The sequence below is a fragment of the Moritella sp. genome, from assembly GCF_033791185.1.
GTDB lineage: Bacteria > Pseudomonadota > Gammaproteobacteria > Enterobacterales > Moritellaceae > Moritella.
On the sequence record NZ_JASJHF010000008.1, the window covers coordinates 22,031 to 39,888 of the forward strand.

Annotated in this window: 16 protein-coding genes; 9 read left to right on the plus strand and 7 right to left on the minus strand. The window is 42.8% G+C overall.

The window, feature by feature from the left end:
- Positions 1 to 33: 33 nt before the first annotated feature.
- The 4 genes from gluQRS to QNK26_RS00470 all read right to left on the minus strand — a co-directional run bounded on the left by gluQRS (position 34) and on the right by QNK26_RS00470 (position 3,672).
- A complete protein-coding gene (gluQRS, locus tag QNK26_RS00455; RefSeq protein ID WP_319220296.1) occupies positions 34 to 912 on the minus strand; it encodes a tRNA glutamyl-Q(34) synthetase GluQRS in 879 nt (292 codons plus the stop codon).
- An 83-nt stretch (positions 913 to 995) separates the two neighbouring features.
- Positions 996 to 1,439: an RNA polymerase-binding protein DksA gene (gene dksA, locus QNK26_RS00460; RefSeq protein ID WP_319220297.1), complete on the minus strand. Its 444-nt coding sequence runs from the start codon at positions 1,437 to 1,439 to the stop codon at positions 996 to 998.
- 154 nt (positions 1,440 to 1,593) lie between these two features.
- Positions 1,594 to 2,301 (minus strand): DNA/RNA nuclease SfsA, encoded by a 708-nt coding sequence (gene sfsA / locus QNK26_RS00465; RefSeq protein ID WP_319220298.1) that lies wholly within the window; start codon positions 2,299 to 2,301, stop codon positions 1,594 to 1,596.
- 111 nt (positions 2,302 to 2,412) lie between these two features.
- Entirely contained in the window at positions 2,413 to 3,672 is a 1,260-nt protein-coding gene (locus tag QNK26_RS00470; protein ID WP_319220299.1) for a sugar fermentation stimulation protein, read from the minus strand.
- Positions 3,673 to 3,786: 114 nt separating this feature from the next.
- Between QNK26_RS00470 and hrpB the strand changes: the two genes are divergently transcribed.
- The 4 genes from hrpB to QNK26_RS00490 all read left to right on the plus strand — a co-directional run bounded on the left by hrpB (position 3,787) and on the right by QNK26_RS00490 (position 9,276).
- A complete protein-coding gene (hrpB, locus tag QNK26_RS00475) occupies positions 3,787 to 6,306 on the plus strand; it encodes an ATP-dependent helicase HrpB (RefSeq protein ID WP_319220300.1) in 2,520 nt (839 codons plus the stop codon).
- Between the two features lie 75 nt (positions 6,307 to 6,381).
- Positions 6,382 to 7,332 (plus strand): 23S rRNA (adenine(1618)-N(6))-methyltransferase RlmF, encoded by a 951-nt coding sequence (rlmF, locus tag QNK26_RS00480; RefSeq protein ID WP_319220301.1) that lies wholly within the window; start codon positions 6,382 to 6,384, stop codon positions 7,330 to 7,332.
- Positions 7,333 to 7,445: 113 nt separating this feature from the next.
- Positions 7,446 to 7,736, plus strand: coding sequence for a DUF1294 domain-containing protein (locus QNK26_RS00485; RefSeq protein WP_319220302.1), 291 nt, complete (start codon positions 7,446 to 7,448; stop codon positions 7,734 to 7,736).
- A 136-nt stretch (positions 7,737 to 7,872) separates the two neighbouring features.
- Complete coding sequence (locus tag QNK26_RS00490; RefSeq protein WP_319220303.1) at positions 7,873 to 9,276, plus strand: peptidoglycan DD-metalloendopeptidase family protein; 1,404 nt, start codon at positions 7,873 to 7,875, stop codon at positions 9,274 to 9,276.
- Here the strand turns inward: QNK26_RS00490 and arfB are convergent.
- On the minus strand, positions 9,266 to 9,679 hold the full coding sequence (gene arfB, locus QNK26_RS00495; protein WP_319220304.1) for an alternative ribosome rescue aminoacyl-tRNA hydrolase ArfB: 414 nt from the start codon (positions 9,677 to 9,679) through the stop codon (positions 9,266 to 9,268). The genes QNK26_RS00490 and arfB overlap by 11 nt on opposite strands.
- Before the next feature lie 158 nt (positions 9,680 to 9,837).
- Between arfB and QNK26_RS00500 the strand changes: the two genes are divergently transcribed.
- Both QNK26_RS00500 and mrcB read left to right on the plus strand, forming a co-directional pair.
- Positions 9,838 to 10,338, plus strand: a complete 501-nt coding sequence (locus QNK26_RS00500) for a GNAT family N-acetyltransferase (RefSeq protein WP_319220305.1) — start codon at positions 9,838 to 9,840, stop codon at positions 10,336 to 10,338.
- Positions 10,339 to 10,575: 237 nt separating this feature from the next.
- On the plus strand, positions 10,576 to 12,822 hold the full coding sequence (gene mrcB / locus QNK26_RS00505; protein WP_319220306.1) for a penicillin-binding protein 1B: 2,247 nt from the start codon (positions 10,576 to 10,578) through the stop codon (positions 12,820 to 12,822).
- Between the two features lie 123 nt (positions 12,823 to 12,945).
- On the opposite strand, the gene QNK26_RS00510 is transcribed toward mrcB, so the two are convergent.
- Positions 12,946 to 13,623 (minus strand): TIGR04219 family outer membrane beta-barrel protein, encoded by a 678-nt coding sequence (locus tag QNK26_RS00510; RefSeq protein ID WP_319220307.1) that lies wholly within the window; start codon positions 13,621 to 13,623, stop codon positions 12,946 to 12,948.
- Between the two features lie 382 nt (positions 13,624 to 14,005).
- On the minus strand, positions 14,006 to 15,289 hold the full coding sequence (gene hemL / locus QNK26_RS00515) for a glutamate-1-semialdehyde 2,1-aminomutase (protein WP_319220308.1): 1,284 nt from the start codon (positions 15,287 to 15,289) through the stop codon (positions 14,006 to 14,008).
- Positions 15,290 to 15,480: 191 nt separating this feature from the next.
- Between hemL and QNK26_RS00520 the strand changes: the two genes are divergently transcribed.
- From QNK26_RS00520 to QNK26_RS00530, 3 genes are all read left to right on the plus strand, one after another.
- Complete coding sequence (locus QNK26_RS00520; RefSeq protein ID WP_319220309.1) at positions 15,481 to 16,179, plus strand: DUF6776 family protein; 699 nt, start codon at positions 15,481 to 15,483, stop codon at positions 16,177 to 16,179.
- A gap of 206 nt (positions 16,180 to 16,385) precedes the next feature.
- Positions 16,386 to 16,718 carry an iron-sulfur cluster insertion protein ErpA gene (gene erpA, locus QNK26_RS00525; protein WP_319220312.1) on the plus strand — a complete coding sequence of 111 codons (333 nt, stop codon included), beginning with the start codon at positions 16,386 to 16,388 and terminating at the stop codon, positions 16,716 to 16,718.
- Positions 16,719 to 16,931: 213 nt separating this feature from the next.
- The coding region (locus QNK26_RS00530) for an efflux RND transporter periplasmic adaptor subunit (RefSeq protein ID WP_319220310.1) at positions 16,932 to 17,858 on the plus strand (927 nt) is incomplete at its 3' end.

Consider the following 17,858-nt stretch of genomic DNA (forward strand, 5'->3'; position numbering starts at 1 on the left):
AGATTGTTGAAGAAATTTAGTATTAATTTTTCCTTAGAGGTTTAATACGATTGATTTCTGTCTCGGTAGGTTTTTGACGGACCAATGTTCTGTTCCCCATTGTAAAAGTTGCGGGATAGAAAGATCTTGCAGCTCAGCAGAAATAGGTAATGCTAAGAATTTAAATGCCGCAATCAACTGTTTTTTTACCTGACTGGTATCCAAAGCTGGTGCATGATTCTGCTTACTTAATTTAGAACCATCGGCATTGCTGACTAACGGTAAATGTAAATATGATGGCGCGGGTTGGCCAAATAGCGCAAACAGATATAGTTGTCGTCCTGTTGGTTCGATCAAATCAGCACCACGCACCACTTGGCTAATACCTTGCTCAATATCATCTACCACGACAGCAAGATTGTAAGCAAACAGGCCATCTTTACGATGAATAATAAAGTCTTCTGCTGCCAGCGCTTTATTAATATCTATTTTACCATGGAGTTCGTCAATAAAATAATCAACGGGTGTGGTTGTCGTTAACCGTAACGCGGCATTGCCTGCAGTAAGCTGCTTATGTTTGCACTGGCCTTGATAAAAAGCGCCTTTAGCTTGGATCTGCTTACGAGTACAATCACAAAAATAGGTTAAATTTTGCTGGCTAAGGAAAGCGATGGCGTCTTGATAAGCGGTAGTGCGTTGGCTTTGATACATAATCTCACGATCCCAGTGTAAACCAAAGGCTTCAAGGGTGGTTAAGATATTGGCTGCCGCACCAGCGACTTCGCGTGGAGGGTCAAGGTCTTCAATACGCACTAACCAAGTACCGTGGTTAGCTTTTGCTTGTAAGTAGCTGCCAACAGCAGCGATCAGTGAGCCAAAATGTAATGGTCCTGAAGGTGAGGGCGCAAAGCGTCCTACATAGCTATTGGACATAAATTGGGTTCTTCAATTAAAAAAGGCTATAACTAGAAAGAGGGCTAATAAGCCCTCAATAATATCATGTCAGTGGAAACTGATTAGCCAACCATTTGCTTTTCTTTAATTTCAGAAAGCGTTTTGCAGTCAATACATTGTTCTGCAGTCGGTCGTGCTTCTAAGCGACGGATACCAATTTCGATACCGCAAGTGTCGCAAAAACCGAATTCATCATTTTCAATTAATTGAAGTGTTTTTTCGATTTTTTTGATCAGTTTTCTTTCACGATCACGCGCTCTAAGTTCTAAGCTAAACTCTTCTTCTTGGGCTGCGCGATCAACAGGATCTGGGAAGTTTGACGCTTCATCCTTCATATGAACCACTGTGCGATCAACTTCTTCCCGTAGCTCATTACGCCAAGCACTTAAAATGTTTCTAAAGTGATCGCGTTGCTTCTCGCCCATGTATTCTTCACCAGGTTGTTCTTGGTAAGCTTCTACACCTGCGATGGCTAAAACACCGAGTAATTTTTTCGCTTCAGGCATGCTATCTCTCCTAGTCCGCATTACGCCGTAATATTACCGAGCACTGCTAAGCAATATTTATCGGCGGTATAAATACCAGAAACACACAAACTGCGCAAACTAAACTGGTAAATTGTTCACTAACACCCTCTTTCGGGTTAGGTTGGCCGTGATCTCAATCACAGTTGAATGAAATTTGTTCTACCAGCGAAATTCTGTCTGTTTCTATTGCACTCGCGTATGCGAATACTTCAACTCCTTGGTTAATGGCCTGCTTAACAAGATCACTATAGTCTTTATCTAAGTGTTTCGCAGGTTTTAACGTCTTAATTGCGGTGTGCTGAACAACAAATAATAGTACCGCTCTGTGTCCGTTTTTCTTTACAGCCATCAGTTCTCTCAGGTGCTTTTGGCCACGAACACTAACAGTATCAGGAAAATAACCACAGCCATCTTCTAATAAACTGGCGCTTTTCACTTCGATATAGCATTTGCCCTGCTGGCTGTCGTCGAGCAAAATATCGATACGGCTATTTTCATCGCCGTATTTTACTTCAGTGGTCAGAGTTTCATAACCGCTTAATTGTGGTATGACGGCTAATTCAATGGCTTCTTTGGCGAGTTGATTGGCTTTGATAGTATTAATGCAGATCATATCACCGTTGGCTTTTTCAGTGAGTTCCCAAGAGCGTGAGTATTTACGTTTTGGATTATCAGATGTCGAATACCAAATGATATCGCCAGTATCACCACAGCCTGTCATAGCTCCTGTGTTGGCGCAATGAATCGTTACTTCTTCACCATTTTCAAGAATGACATCGGCTAAAAAGCGTTTGTAACGTTTAATTAATGTTGCGGGCTGTAACGGACTAGGATACTGCATGTGTCTGCTCAATCGGTTGGGAATCAATCGAGAGCATAATAATTTTTCAGCCATAAAGCTATACCTAACCGTGAATTGGGCTATCAAGGTTAGGTATTCATGGATTGCCAATTAATTGAATTTAGAAAGATCACGACGCCATTTTTTGTCTTCATTAGCCCCCGCTTTCTGCCATACTTGGCGTACATTGACGGTCAGTTGGCCATTAATTTCATTGGCGTTGAGTGTGAAGGTTAGCGGGTTAGCGATGTTGGGTTGGGATAAGATCTGTTGGTCATTAAATACTTGCTCAACCAGGCACACTGAAGTTTTATCCGCATGGCCGGCATCTCGTGCGAGTGGATTATTACAGTTATTCATTATATCGCCCCCGTTCGGGTAAAGCACGCCCAATTGCTGATGTTGACTACCGATAGAAATATCGAAGTAGATCTTTTGGTTGGCAAGGTAATTATAAATATTGGCAGATAATACTGATGGCGCGCGCTCTTTTTCATTATAAAAACGGGATAGTTTTAGGTAAGAGGAACTGCCTCCCGGTGCTGTAACATCGGCTGAACGGGTATATTTATGTAATATGCGCATGTGATGTAAGGGCAGCTTCCAGCCGACTTGCACCTGTACTTTGACATTGCCGTTGCTGAGTTCTTCGACATTGGTAATGCGGGTTTGCACTTTGGTATTCAGGATGGGGTCAATAATTTCAGTGTCAATACTGTCGCGTACTTTTAATAATTGGGCGAGAGAGAATTGGGGAGGACGACCGTGCGCTGCAAACAGTCGTTTTACATCATCAAGCGCTGAACTGAGTTGCCTGACTTCATGATCTTGTTGGCGGATCAATCTTGCGCTTTGCTGGGTTGAAATTTGCTGTTCGGCAATCGCTAATTTTATCTCGCCTAAGTTTTTTAAATGGTTATCAAACTCATTATCTAGGGTGATTAGACTTTTTTCTGTGCTGAGATTATTACGTAATATCGCCAGACTTTCACCAATGTAATGCTCGTCAAAGGTGGCGCGTATTTGCTGTACGACAAATACTTGGCCTTTATAGACATCTTTATCTTTGACTATCTGTGGTTTATTTTGCGGGGTGATATTAATGTAAGCGGCTTGAATAATCGGCACATATTGTTTGTAGTTAGTGAGATCTACTGGTTTGTTTTTTAATTGATATTCACGTATATCAAAACTGGCTTTGATACGGGCTTTTTCGTGCATGATTTGTTTGGCACTGGCAATACTTTCACCATTGGTAAGTTGATGAGTAATGGTATAGGTTTTTGACCAAAAGCCCTGATGCGCAGCTGCGATATTGCTATAGCTGAGCAGTAAAAATAAAGGTAGATAGATACTCATAGACAAGTGCATAGTAAGTTCCTTTTGCTATTCCTTATAAATAATAGACTTAAATTTTATGAATGGCGTTTTTAGGGTAAAATCCTGCGCATTACTGATTAATTAATTTTATCCAGAGAGGCCTGTGTGGCAGCGTTACCGATCACGTCCGTATTACCGAGTTTGTTTACGGCCTTAAAATCATCCAACCAAATTATTTTGCAGGCACCTCCGGGAGCGGGTAAATCAACGCTATTACCATTAAAACTGCTGCAAGAAAATATCTTCAGTGGCCGTATTTTGATGCTTGAACCACGGCGTCTTGCGGCACGTAATATTGCCGTGTTTATGGCCGCGCAGTTACAGCAAAAAGTCGGCGAAGCAGTGGGCTATCGCATGCGTGGTGATACTAAGGTGTCTAAATCAACCCGCTTGGAAGTGGTGACGGAAGGGATCTTAACGCGCATGATCCAGCAAGATCCGGAATTATCCGATTACGATCTGATTATCTTTGACGAATTTCATGAGCGCTCACTCAATGCCGATATCGGTTTGGCATTCGCTTTAGAAGTCCAGCAGGGTCTACGCGATGATTTAAAATTATTAGTCATGTCAGCAACCCTCGATAGTGAAGGGCTGCAAAAAATGTTGCCTGATGCACAATTGTTGACGGCTGAAGGGCGCTGTTTCCCTGTGACTTATAGTTATCACCCAATGGAACTGCAACGCAGTACTATTAAACAAGCGCTGCCGGGCGCGATTGCTGCCACGGTTAAATTAGCCCTGCAACAGCAAGCTGGGAATATTTTAGTGTTTTTACCGGGCGTGAGTGAAATTAAGCGCTGTCAGCAGCAGTTACAAGAGCTGGTTAATGGGCGTCTGCAAGTACTGCCTTTGTATGGACAATTGACGCAACAGCAGCAACAAGCGGCCATTAATCCTTTGGCTGCGGGTTTACGTAAAATAGTGCTGGCGACTAATATTGCGGAAACGTCATTAACCATTGAAGGTATTTCAGTTGTTATTGATTCAGGTCTTGAACGTAGAGTGAGCTTTTCACCACGCTCAGGAGTTGGTCGATTACAAACCAGACGTATTAGCCAGGCTTCTGCCACGCAGCGTGCGGGTCGTGCGGGACGATTACAAGCCGGTCATTGTTATCGTTTATGGCGAGAGGAAGAACACAGTCGTTTAGAAGCGCAAATTGAACCAGAAATTATGAGCGCTGATTTAACCTCAACTTGCTTAGAACTAAAAGTGTGGGGGGTAAATAGCTTTGCTGAGCTGGCGTTATTAGATCAACCATCGACGGCAAACATACAATATGCGGAAGGCTTGTTAACCGATTTAGGTGCGTTAGAGTCGGGAAGTTGCAGTCAGCATGGCCAAGCGTTAGCGGGTTTTGGTATGTCGCCACGGTTAGCACATATGCTGTTAACGGCGCAAGCGTTAGAGACGGAATTACCCGGTATTAGCTGGTTAGGCTGCCGGTTAATTGCCTTACTTGAGGGCAGTGAGCGATTACCGCTAGATTTAGATTTTGCCCTTCAGCAAATGACGGCAGGGCAATTTAAACAAGCACAACGTCAAGCGCAGCAATGGGCGCAACGTTTTAGTTTTGTCAAAGACAGCAGCAAGCAAGCGAACAGCAATGCCTATACGGGGCTGCTATTAGCATTAGCTTATCCAGACCGTATCGCACAGCGTCGTACTAATGTCGGGCGAGGGCAAGCGGGTCAGGCTGTTTATAGTCAAGAGACGCGTTACATGTTGAGCAACGGACTGGGGGTTAAGTTGATGACGGATACCGGTTTAAGCAGTGCCGAATTATTGGTGGTTGCCGATTTATCATTAACTGAGCAAGGCGCGGATGCCATGGTATATAACGCATGTGAAATCGATTTAGCGGAATTACAAACTTGGTTACCGCAGCTATTTAGCCAGCAAGCATTTGTGCAATGGGACTTAAAAGCCCAGAAATTGATTGCTGAACAGCGTCACTGTTTAGGTAAATTAGTATTATCACGCCAGGTATTAACGGATATAACCCCAGCACAAAAACAAACGGCAGTGCTTGCCGGTATTCGTAAAGCAGGGTTGGCGGTATTGCCGTGGAACGAGCAACATAAAGCCTTACTTACGCGCCTACGTTGCGCACATCAATGGGTGCCGGAATTGGGATTTGTTGATTACAGTGACGCTGCCTTGCTTACCGATTTAGAACATTGGCTATTGCCGTACTTAACTGGGGTGACAGGGCCTGCGCAGATGAAAAAAATACCGCTCACGGAGGCGTTATTATCACGGTTAGGCTGGTCACTACAGCAGCGTTTGGATAAAGAGTTACCTACGCACTTTACGGTGCCGACGGGGTCGAAAATTAAATTACGTTATAGCGAGAACAAGGCGCCGAGTTTACCGGTTCGCATTCAAGAGATGTTTGGCCAAGCCAATAAACCAACGGTGGCCAATGGTCGCGTGCCGATTGTGATTGAATTACTGTCTCCGGCTCAGCGCCCGTTGCAGATAACCCAAGACCTACTCGGTTTTTGGAGTGGCAGTTATAACGAGGTTAAAAAAGAAATGAAAGGCCGTTACCCGAAACATTATTGGCCAGATAATCCACTCGAGGCGATGCCAACCCGCCGGGTGAAAAAACATATGTAGGAAATCAGTAATAATTAATCGGAATCTGCTATTATCCCGCAGTGTTCGTCTCAGTAAAATAAAAGAAGATTTATCATGACTAAAAAAATCGCTACATTGCACCCCCGTAATCCACATCAAGGACGTTATGATTTAACTGCCTTAGTTAAAACATATCCAGCATTACAGGCGTATATTACGCAAAACCCGCGTGGAGAAGAAACTGTCGATTTTAGTGATGATAAAGCGGTCGTGTGTTTGAACGCAGCCTTATTAGCGCATTTTTACCAAGTGCCCAATTGGCAGATCCCACCGGGTTACTTATGTCCGCCAATTCCAGGTCGTGCCGACTACATTCATTACATCGCCGATCTGTTAGCTGAAATCAATGATGGTGAAGTACCGACCGGTAAACGTGTTAAAGCATTAGATATTGGTACAGGGGCTAACTGTATTTATCCGATTATTGGTCATCGTAGCTATGGTTGGGGTTTTGTTGGTACTGATATCGATAAAGTGGCAGCGAAAACAGCCAACGTGATCGTACAAGCCAACTCAAGCTTGAGCAAAGCAATTAAAATCGTGTTAAAGAAAACCCCGGGTAGTACTTTCAAAGGCGTGATTAAATATAACGACAAATATGCTGTGACTGTGTGCAACCCGCCGTTCCATGCTTCAATGGCCGATGCTGCAGCGGGCACTGAACGTAAAATTACAAATCTGCATAAAGGTAAGGCAGCGCCGACTGATACTACCAAGCTAAATTTTGGTGGTCAAAATACCGAACTGTGGTGTGAAGGTGGCGAACTACGCTTTGTTAAAGACATGGCGAAAGAGAGTAAAGATTTTACTGAGCAAGTATGTTGGTTTACTAGCCTTATCTCCAAAGGCGAGCATATCGAAGAACTTGAGCAACATCTACACGCGCTTGGTGCAAAACAAATCCGTGTGATCCCAATGTCACAAGGGCAAAAAGTCAGCCGTATATTAGCATGGAGCTTTATGGACAGTGACGAGCAACAACAATGGGTTCGTAATAACTTGTAAAAAGTACGAATGAAAGCCTCTAGTAGAATGGGCTAAATTTCGGTAACTTTATACGGCAAGCATTACGCTTGCCGTTTGTACATCTGGCAAAACTTAATACACAGGACGGGTATATGTTGGTATGGCTTGGTTACAGCTACTTAGTGTTAAGCATCATTACGCTGCTGGTATATGGCAAAGATAAATGGGCGGCAAAACGCCAGTACTGGCGTACTCCAGAGAAAACATTGCACGTATTGGCATTACTCGGTGGTTGGCCGGGCGCATTGGTAGCACAAAAACTGTTTTCTCACAAAAAAAGTAAAATTAGCTTCAAGCGTATTTTTTGGCTAACAGTCATTGGTAATGTATTAATTGTACTGGGCATTTTTCAAATAGATCCGGGCTATGTGATTATCAGTTAATTTTCTCAGTTGAAATTTTAGCCTGATTTACACATATTTACGTTATCAATACTATGCCTTTGTTTTGTTGTGTTATACCATTTCGGCCTTATTATGCTAATTACGGCTATTTTTCACGAGAATTGGGTATTCATTAATGTCGTCAATTACGAACAATAAATTAAAATTAGTGTTGATGTGGGTATTATTAACCAGCGTATTACTGAGCATTGTTGCGCTATTACCGGTGACTGATAAAGCCGATACAGGTAATACTGTAGACGCCGCATCTGTTACAGATGAGCCGCAAGTCAATACTACTGTGAATTCATCATTAGAGCTGGCATCAGTGCCTGCGGCCTCTACTGATAATGTGATCGCGCCGACCACGGTACTCAGCGATGATCTGACTTCACCTGTTTACGAAGTAACTGCTGCAAGCTCAACGGTCACGGAGTCGGCCGTGGCGTCAATAGCGCAAGAACTTGCAACATCGTATCCAAAAACAACTAACTATGTGATCCAAAAAGGTGACACCTTAGGGGGCATTTTCGAGCAACTTGGTTTAAGTCAAACCAGCTTGTACCAGATCCTTGAAGTGGATTTAAACGTATTAGCGTTAGACAGTATTAAGCCGGGACAAACCCTTATTTTTACCGAATTTGAAGGGCGGTTAACACGCCTCGAATTACAAATCAGTCTTGCTCATCAGGTGGTCTATAAAAGTTCGGGTGATAATGGCTTTGAATTTGAACAAATAACCCTTGATGGTGAGTGGCGTGAACACAGCTACATAGGTAAGGTTGAATACAGCTTTGCAGGCTCGGCAAAAAAAGCGGGATTATCGTTATTTGAAGCGCAATTTATAGCCCGTTTATTAAAAGATAAAATTAATTTTAGCCGTGACTTACGCAGTGGCGATACCTTTAAAGTATTGGTGTCTCGTCAATATATTGGTGATGAACGCACGGGTGAAAATCGTATTGATGCGGTAAGTATTAATAATCGCAGCCGTGATATTAGTGCGTATTTGTATGAAGGTGCTTATTACGATGAAGCTGGTTTAAGTATTGAACGCGCTTTTGTGCGTCGTCCTGTTAGCAGTAAATACCGCATATCATCAAGCTTTAACCCAAGACGTTTACATCCGGTCACCGGTTTATTACGCCCGCATAATGGTACTGACTTTGCGGTACCGATTGGCACTCCCATTTATGCTACGGGTGATGGCGTGGTATCGCGTGTGCTTAATCATAAATATGCGGGGCTATATATCGAACTCTCAAACGGCCAAACTTACCGTACCCGTTTCTTACATTTAAGTAAGGCCTTGGTGAAAAAAGGTCAGCGGGTAAAACGTGGGCAGAAAATTGCGCTATCAGGTAACAGTGGTCGTATTACCGGACCACATCTGCATTATGAACTACATTTACGTGGCCGTGCGGTGAATGCCATGACAGCGGATATCCCGATTGCAACGGCGATTGAGAAAAAGCAGCAAGCGGCATTTAAACTGGCTTTAAACAATTACCATGCTGCTTGGGAGCAAGTTACAGGCTAACTTTACCGCGCATGTTTTTAGTTTTTCCACGCTGAGTCTTAGTGTCCATACGTTTCTTTTTGGCATTACGACTCGGCTTGGTTGCGCGACGTGCCTTTTGGATCACTGTCGCCTGCTTAATCAATTCAACCAAGCGTTCAAACGCCACCTGCTTGTTAAAATCCTGACTGCGAGACTCCTGGCTTTTAATGATGATCACGCCATCTTTGGTGATGCGATGATCATTTAACGCCAACAACCTTTCTTTATAAAATTCGGGTAATGACGAAGCCTTGATATCAAAGCGTAAATGGATCGCTGTTGATACTTTATTGACGTTTTGACCACCGGCGCCTTGTGCGCGGATGGCTTGAATATCAATTTCTGAATCGGGAATTGATACGTTGCTAGAGATAAAAAGCATTGATAAACCTTGGTGTTATATTGCATTACTAGATTGAACTAACAGACACGGATCATTGCTAGTGTCTGGTTTGCTATGCGCTATGATACTCTTGTTTCCGGCCATTGTTAATTTGCAATTGTCAGAGGGACTATCTTCTGTGTGATAAGAGAATATTTATGTTAATAATTCGGCCGATCAAGGTCTGTGATGCGCAAGCTTTATCGGCGTTATTTTCTCAGCTGGATGACGAAACGCCGTTTATGGCGATGGGGGAGCACAATAGTGCGATTGAACTCAGTGAACATCTGGGTTTATTTATCAACTCTGCAACCCAGGTGCTTTATGTAATAGAGCAAGATGGCCATAAGTTGTTGGGTTTTGCGATCGGGATAAGTGGTTATATTAGTGGTGATAGCAACACGGCAGCCTTAGTTATCGGTATTCAACAAGCGAGTATCGGTAAGGGACTTGGACGGCAATTATTGGCACATGTCGAGACGTGGGCACGACTGCTGAAATTAAAGCAGCTAGAATTAACTGTTATAATAACGAATGAAAACGCGATAGGGTTTTATAAACGTAATGGCTTTAAGCAAATAATAGTAAAGCCAGCTGGAATGATTGACGACCTTACTGAAAATGAATTATATATGGTGAAGGCGCTTAATTCGGATTAGGGAAGTTCATGGCGCAATCTCGATGCAATTATTACTGCTGGGTTTAATTGCGCTGATTGGGGCATTTTTTGTTGCCCTTGGGATCAAGCTCGCAGCAACGTAATCAGGTAGTGAAAATACTGCCCTGCAATAGTTGAGTTGAAGGGAGCGAACAGGGTAAACTAACGTTTCTTTATTACGCTGTATTTATTCGATCGTATTTTAGCGTATTTGATGCAATATCTAGGACCCTTTCCCTTGGCTAAACGTCCCATAACTGATGACCCCAAAAAACCGGTCAGTAAACGTAAAACACCGGCAAAACCAGCAGTGAAAAAAACAGTCGCAAAAAAAACAGCGAGCAAATCTACCGCAAGAAAAGTCAGTAAGAAGAAAAGCAAACCAGCCAAAAACCGACCTTGGACACGTAGCCTTGTCATTTTCCTGCTTAAATTTAGTTTGGCTTTTTCAGCTATCTTCGTGCTTTATGGTATGTATTTAGACAGCAAAATCCAAGCGCGATTTTCTGGCCCAATCTGGAAAACGCCAGCACAAATCTATGCGCGTAGCTTAGAACTCACTCCGGGGATGTTTTTACCGCATCAAAAACTGGTTGAAGAGCTGGAGTTACTTAATTATCTAAAAGTCGGCAAACCACGTACCGCCGGACAGTTCTCTGTGTCGAAGACCAAGATAGAATTATTACGCCGTAGCTTTACTTATCTTGACGGAGTGGAGCCTAATCAAGCTCTATTTTTGACTTTTGCTGATAACCGCTTAGTCAGTATTCGCGATCAGCAAACCGGCAAATACCTTAATTCTGTCAACCTCGATCCCATGTTACTCGATACGTTACAAGCGCCGAATCAAGAAGACCGTATCTTGGTTGAATTACAGAATTACCCACAGCTATTAATTGATACCTTGTTGCTAGTGGAAGATCGTAACTTCTATCATCACAGCGGCGTATCGCCTGTTGCTATCGTTCGTGCAGCCTTCGCTAATATGAACGCTGGACGGACAGTGCAAGGTGGTAGTACCTTAACTCAGCAGTTAGTGAAAAACTTCTTCTTAACGCGCCAGCGCAGTCTTTGGCGTAAATTTAATGAAGCCTATATGGCGATATTAATTAATTATCGCTTAAGTAAAGATGCGGTATTAAGCGGTTATCTTAATGAGGTCTATTTAGGTCAAAATTACAGTGACGGTGTATATGGGTTTGGTTTAGCCAGTTACTTCTATTTTGGCCGTCCAGTACCAGAGCTGAGCATAGATCAGATGGCATTTCTGGTTGCGGTGGTGAAAGGTCCGTCGTTTTATGATCCATGGCGTTATCCTGAACGTGCACTTGAACGTCGTGACATGATTATTCGTCTATTATCCAAGAACGGTAAGATCAGTACTGCTGAATACCGTGCGGCGATTGCTAGACCACTGGGTATTATCCCACGCGGTCACATGAGTGTGTCTAAAGCACCCGCATTTTTATCTTTGCTGCGTCGTGAGTTAAAAACTACCTTTGGTGATGCACTGTATGATCAATCGGGATTAAAGATCTTTACCAGTTTAGATCCGCTTGCTCAACGTGCGGCTGAAACGGCGATCACGGAAAGTTTACCGCGATTAGAGAAGGCCCGAAAAATTACTGGCTTAGAAACCGCAGTGGTGGTGACCGATCGTCAATATGGTCGAGTAACGGCACTCGTCGGTGGGCGTAATACCCAATATGCTGGTTTTAACCGGGCGCTTGATGCCTCGCGTTCGATTGGTTCTGTGGTTAAACCAGCTATCTATTTAACGGCGTTTGAACAAGGTTATGACCTTAACTCGCCATTAGTCGATAAACCGCTGCGTTTAAATAACCAGTACGGTAACAACTGGCAACCCAAAAACTATGATCGTAAATTCCGTGGTGAAGTGCCGCTGTACCAAGCTTTGATGCAATCGCTTAACGTGCCTACGGTAAATTTAGGCATGGCAGTTGGGGTTGATAATGTCATTGAAAGTCTAAAGCGTTTGGGTATTAACAAAGTGGATAATCATTACCCATCGATGTTGTTGGGGGCATTAAATATGTCACCGTTCCAAGTCTCACAAATGTACCAAACGATTGCGACAGCGGGGGAGTATCATAAGTTAACAGCGCTGGTGGCCGTGGTTGATGAAGACGGTGATCTCGTCTATCAACAGAGCTTAAAGGGTAAACGTCGATTTGCGCGTAAAGATATTGACCTGACTATTTATAATATGACGTTGGTAGCGAAACAAGGCACAGCACGCCGGTTAAGTTGGCAGTTCCCGGGCATTAACTTTGCGGGTAAAACGGGCTCGACCGATAAATTGCGCGATAGTTGGTTTGTGGGTTTAGATAATCGTGATGTCGTCACTGTGTGGGTAGGACGAGATGATAATAAAACCTCAACCTTAACAGGCTCAAGCGGTGCATTAACGGTATTCGGGGATTACATGAAGTTACGTAGTGCCGATAGCTTAGTTGTGAATTAGCGGTCGCGGTTACATTAAAGCGAAACCAAAAACGGCGAGCTATTTCTATTCTTACTATTACTAGTAAGATAGAAACACCTCGCCGTTGTTATGCATTCAGATTTTTGGAGTTGTTAATACAACTTAGAAGTGACCTTCTAAACCAAGGAATACACCGTCAATTGTTGCATCTGCTTTCACATCATCAACTTTAAAGTCAAGTTGTTGAATTCGGTAACCCGCGCGGATAGACCAATCTAGTACATAACCTGGGTTTAGCATGAACGCCAGACCGATTTCAGCATCGCCATATACATCGCCAGTGATACCAATCGCATTTACCATCGCGAATGCTTTAAGTGGGAACATTGGTAGGCCAACTTCACCATAAGCATAACCCATAGGTAATGGACCTGAGAATGACACATCAGTAGAACCATCTTTGAAAGTACCGTTCAGTTGACGCCATGTTACACCGGCATCAAGTGATACAATGTCATTGTCTAGGAATTCATAGTACAGCGTGAAATCAACTGTTTTTAAGTTAACATTTTCGCTCGCTGAAGAGCCTTCAACATCAACATTCGAGAAGCTTAGTGCTGCATTTGGAATTAATGGAATCGGGTGTTCCACTTTCACATACATACGGTAGTTGTAAGTATCTTCATAACCAGAGGCAGCAAGATCATCACCTCTGTAGCTAAGGGTACCATCAACACCTGATTGCCATACGTCTGCACCAAAATAGGTACCAATAACATCAGCCATTACGTTGTTTGAAAGACCGGTAAGAAGAGTTAGTGCAAGTAGTTGTTTTTTCATAATGAGTCCATGTTCATTTATGTAATTATTTCGCGCAACAGTAACAGCAAGCGTCCTTGGTTAATTAGTATTAGATATTTATTCATTAAATTCTAATGCTATCAACTCACGGTTAATACTTTCGGCCGGTGTGGAAAAAAGTTTAGCGCTAATATTAATTTTATAAAACCGTTGATATACGGTTATTTTTGTCGGCTATTATACATTTTGCAGTTAAATAATCATGTTTAATACGCTATTTATGTGATTTTAACTAAAGTAGTTGAACTTATTTTTGACTAGTACTTTTACGAGGTAAAAAAAAGGCACAAAAAAGCCCTAAAATAGGGCTTAATTAAATGATGATAATGTTACTGTCATCATACTTTTAACGCTGAAATTGTTACGCTAGTTTAGCAAAACAACGTTCAGCCGCTGCAATTGTTGCTTCAATATCTGCATTGCTGTGTGCTGTTGATAAGAAACCCGCTTCAAATGCAGACGGTGCTAAATAAACACCTTCTGCTAACATAAGGTGGAAGAACTGCTTGAAGCGTTCTGCATCACATTTGAATACGCCTTCAAAACCAGTGATTTCAGCTTGGTCTGTAAAGAAGAAGCCAAACATACCGCCAACATAGTTTACCGCCAGAGGGATATTCTGACGTGCCGCCGCCGCTTTAAGGCCTTCAGCTAATTGCTGGGTGCTGGCACTTAATTGCGCTGCAATTTCAGGTTTATCAATTTCATTAAGCGCTGCTAGACCTGCCGCCATGGCAATTGGGTTACCTGATAATGTACCTGCTTGGTATACCGGACCTGTTGGGGCAATATGTTGCATGATCTCCAATTTACCGCCAAACGCGCCAACTGGCATGCCGCCACCGATCACTTTACCTAATGTGGTTAGGTCTGGTTTTACTTGATAGTGTGCTTGTGCACAGCCCGTTGCAACACGGAAACCTGTCATTACTTCATCAAAGATAAGTACCGCATTGTATTTATCACAGATGGTACGCAAGCCTTGTAGGAAACCGTCTTGTGGTGGAATGCAGTTCATGTTGCCAGCAACTGGTTCAACAATGATGCACGAGATGTCTTCTGGGTATTCCGCAAATAATGCTTCAACTGATGCTAAATCATTAAACGTAGCTGTCAGTGTGTGCTTAGCAAAGTCAGCTGGGATACCTGGAGAGCTTGGTTGACCTAATGTTAGTGCGCCTGAACCTGCTTTAACCAGTAGCGAGTCAGCGTGGCCGTGGTAGCAACCTTCAAATTTTAAGATCTTGTCACGGTTGGTGTAGCCACGCGCCAGACGGATCGCACTCATGGTTGCTTCTGTACCAGAGCTAACCATACGGATCTGTTCCATTGACGGCACCATAGACTGTACTTTTTGTGCCATGATCACTTCGATTTCAGTCGGCGCACCAAAACTTAAGCCATTTTCAACCGCAGCCAGTACCGCAGATTTGATAGCTGGGTGATTATGACCCAAGATCATTGGCCCCCATGAACCCACATAATCGATATAGGCATTGCCATCGACATCATAGATGCGAGCGCCTTCGGCACGTTGAATAAAGAGTGGACTACCACCAACGCCATTGAATGCGCGTACTGGTGAGTTAACGCCACCAGGAATAATAGCTTGAGCTTGCGTGAAAAGTTGGCTTGATTTGGACATCTGCAATCCTTTTATCTACTGTCAAAGACGATATATTAAGAAATATTTTAGGCCGTTATTATACCTGTTAAGTGGTTTAATCGTAGCTTTTTTACATTTTTAGCGACTTGTACCTAAGTTGTCTTTGTTTTCGTCGGCGGAATCGTTAAAATAGTGGTTTATTTTTATGCTTCATCACGAAAAAGGCTGACATGTTTAAGATTATTAAACCGCGTTACATGGTGTTACTCGCGCTAGCAATATTATTGGGCTATGGTTTTTCTTACCTGAAAGGCATGGAGTCAGCAGCAAAAATAACCATTAAAGACGATGAGATAGCCCGTCTTAGTACTGAATTAGCTGAAACCAGCAAGATGAAAGCACAAGTTGAGGCCGAACTGCAAACTACCCAGATATTAGTGGATCAGTTAACCGAGCAGCAACGTACTATGTTTAATGAAAATACGGAGCTAAAACGTGAATTGGTGTTTTTCCAACGTATCATGGCGCCTGAAGATGTGATAAATGGGGTGAAATTAGAAAGCCTGACATTTATTCCAGAGGTCAGTGAAGATTATTACTTTATGAAAATTGTACTGATGCAAGTACAAAAGAAAAAACGCCACATTAAAGCCAGCGCCGATTTGGTGTTCTATGGCAGCGAAGAAGGTGAACCGGTTGAATATCGCTGGAGTGACTTGGTTGATGAAAATCAGCAAAAGCTAACATTTTCATTTCGTTATTTCCAAACGATAGAAGCATCGGTTAAATTTCCACTGGGTTTTGTGCCCGAGCGTGTCGCCTTTGTTGGCAAGGTAAAGGGTAATCGTTGGAATTCAGCTATCAATTTAACACAAAATTTTGATTGGAGTGCGGTATTGCAAAGCAGTGATGCGATCTCAGGCTCATAAGTGCCCATTATCGGCATCAGTAACAAAGAGTCGACAAACGATAGTTGACTGATTTAGTCAGGTATTAGATAATTGAATGTATAAATCGAGTTTAAGTGAGAGCAGATATGGAACTATTTACAGACGTTGGTGCAACTCAGGCTGACAATAACGAGATTGTTGAACAAGCTGTTACACCTGTCGCTGTGGAAGCAAGTGCAGATGAGATGGTATTACCCATTCATTTTAGTGATAACGCTGCAGCAAGAGTGAAAGAATTGATCACCGAAGAAGAAAATCTAGCGCTTAAATTACGCGTGTATGTAACTGGCGGCGGTTGTTCTGGTTTCTCTTACGGTTTTACTTTTGATGAAAAGATTAATTTTGGTGATACTGTTATCGAAAAAAATGGTGTAACCATGGTTGTTGATTCAATGAGTCTACAATACTTAGTTGACGGCACTGTTGATTACATTGATGGCTTAGAAGGTTCACGTTTCTTAGTGAACAACCCGAACGCAACAACAACATGTGGTTGTGGTTCAAGCTTCTCAATCTAAATGAGCGGTTGAATTTAAACTATCAATTCGTACTTAACCTTAGTTTAAGTACGAATATTTCCCCTCTATACTCTCCTCGTTTATAAAAAGATTAGTACTTGTAGCTTATTCTTTAATGTTTGTGACCGATCGTCTTGTTTTCACCTTGTAACCATTCCTATCTTGTTAAATTTGTTGCATTATAGTTATTCAATGATGTTCAAAGGAATGATTATGAGTAATTTTACCGCGCTGGCTATGATTAAAAAGCCATTATTTCAAGCAGCACTCATCGCCATTGCATTTGCAGTATGGATGGTAAGTGGCTCTGGTAGTGAACAGGTAAATAATATACAGGTTGATGGCGCTGTTGCTGCTAATACCAAAGCTGTGGTTGAGAAACCAATTCCCCAAGTGCGAACTCAACAGTTTGATGCGCAGTTAGTAGCTCGTTCTATCTCTCTTTATGGTCGTACAGCTGCAGATCGTGAAACTAATCTTGGCGCTGAAATCGCAGGGCGCGTAGATGCAGTGCTGGCCAAGCGCGGCAGCTTTGTCAAGAAAGGCGATATTATTGTGCGGATGGAAGAAAACGACCTGCCACAACTCTTGATGCGTGCTAAAACTTTATACAAGCAACGTGAAATTGAATATCAAGGGGCAAAGAAACTTGCAGCACAAGGTTTTCAAGGTAAAGCGCGTTTAGCCGAAGCCGCAAGTGCACTTATGGATGCGTCAACCGATGTCTTCACCATAGAATTGCAGTTAGAAAAAACCGTCATTATAGCGCCTATCTCTGGCATTCTGAATGAACGTCATGTGGAAGTCGGTGACTATTTAGCAAAAGGTAATCCGATTGCGACAATTGCCGATATTAACCCACTGATTGTCAAAGCCGATGTCACAGAGCTTGATGTTAATAATGTGCAATTACAGCAAGTGGCTAATGTGCGTTTAGTCAGTGGCGAAGAAGTTGCAGGTAAAGTGCGTTACATTTCACGGGTTGCCAATGCGGCCACCAATACTTTCAATATTGAAGTCGCAATTGATAATGCCGATTTAAGGTTATCAGCTGGTGGTAGTGCCGAGCTATCCTTGCCATTACGTCAAGAGTGGGCGGTGAAGTTATCACCATCAACGTTAGCGCTGGATGAAAAGGGG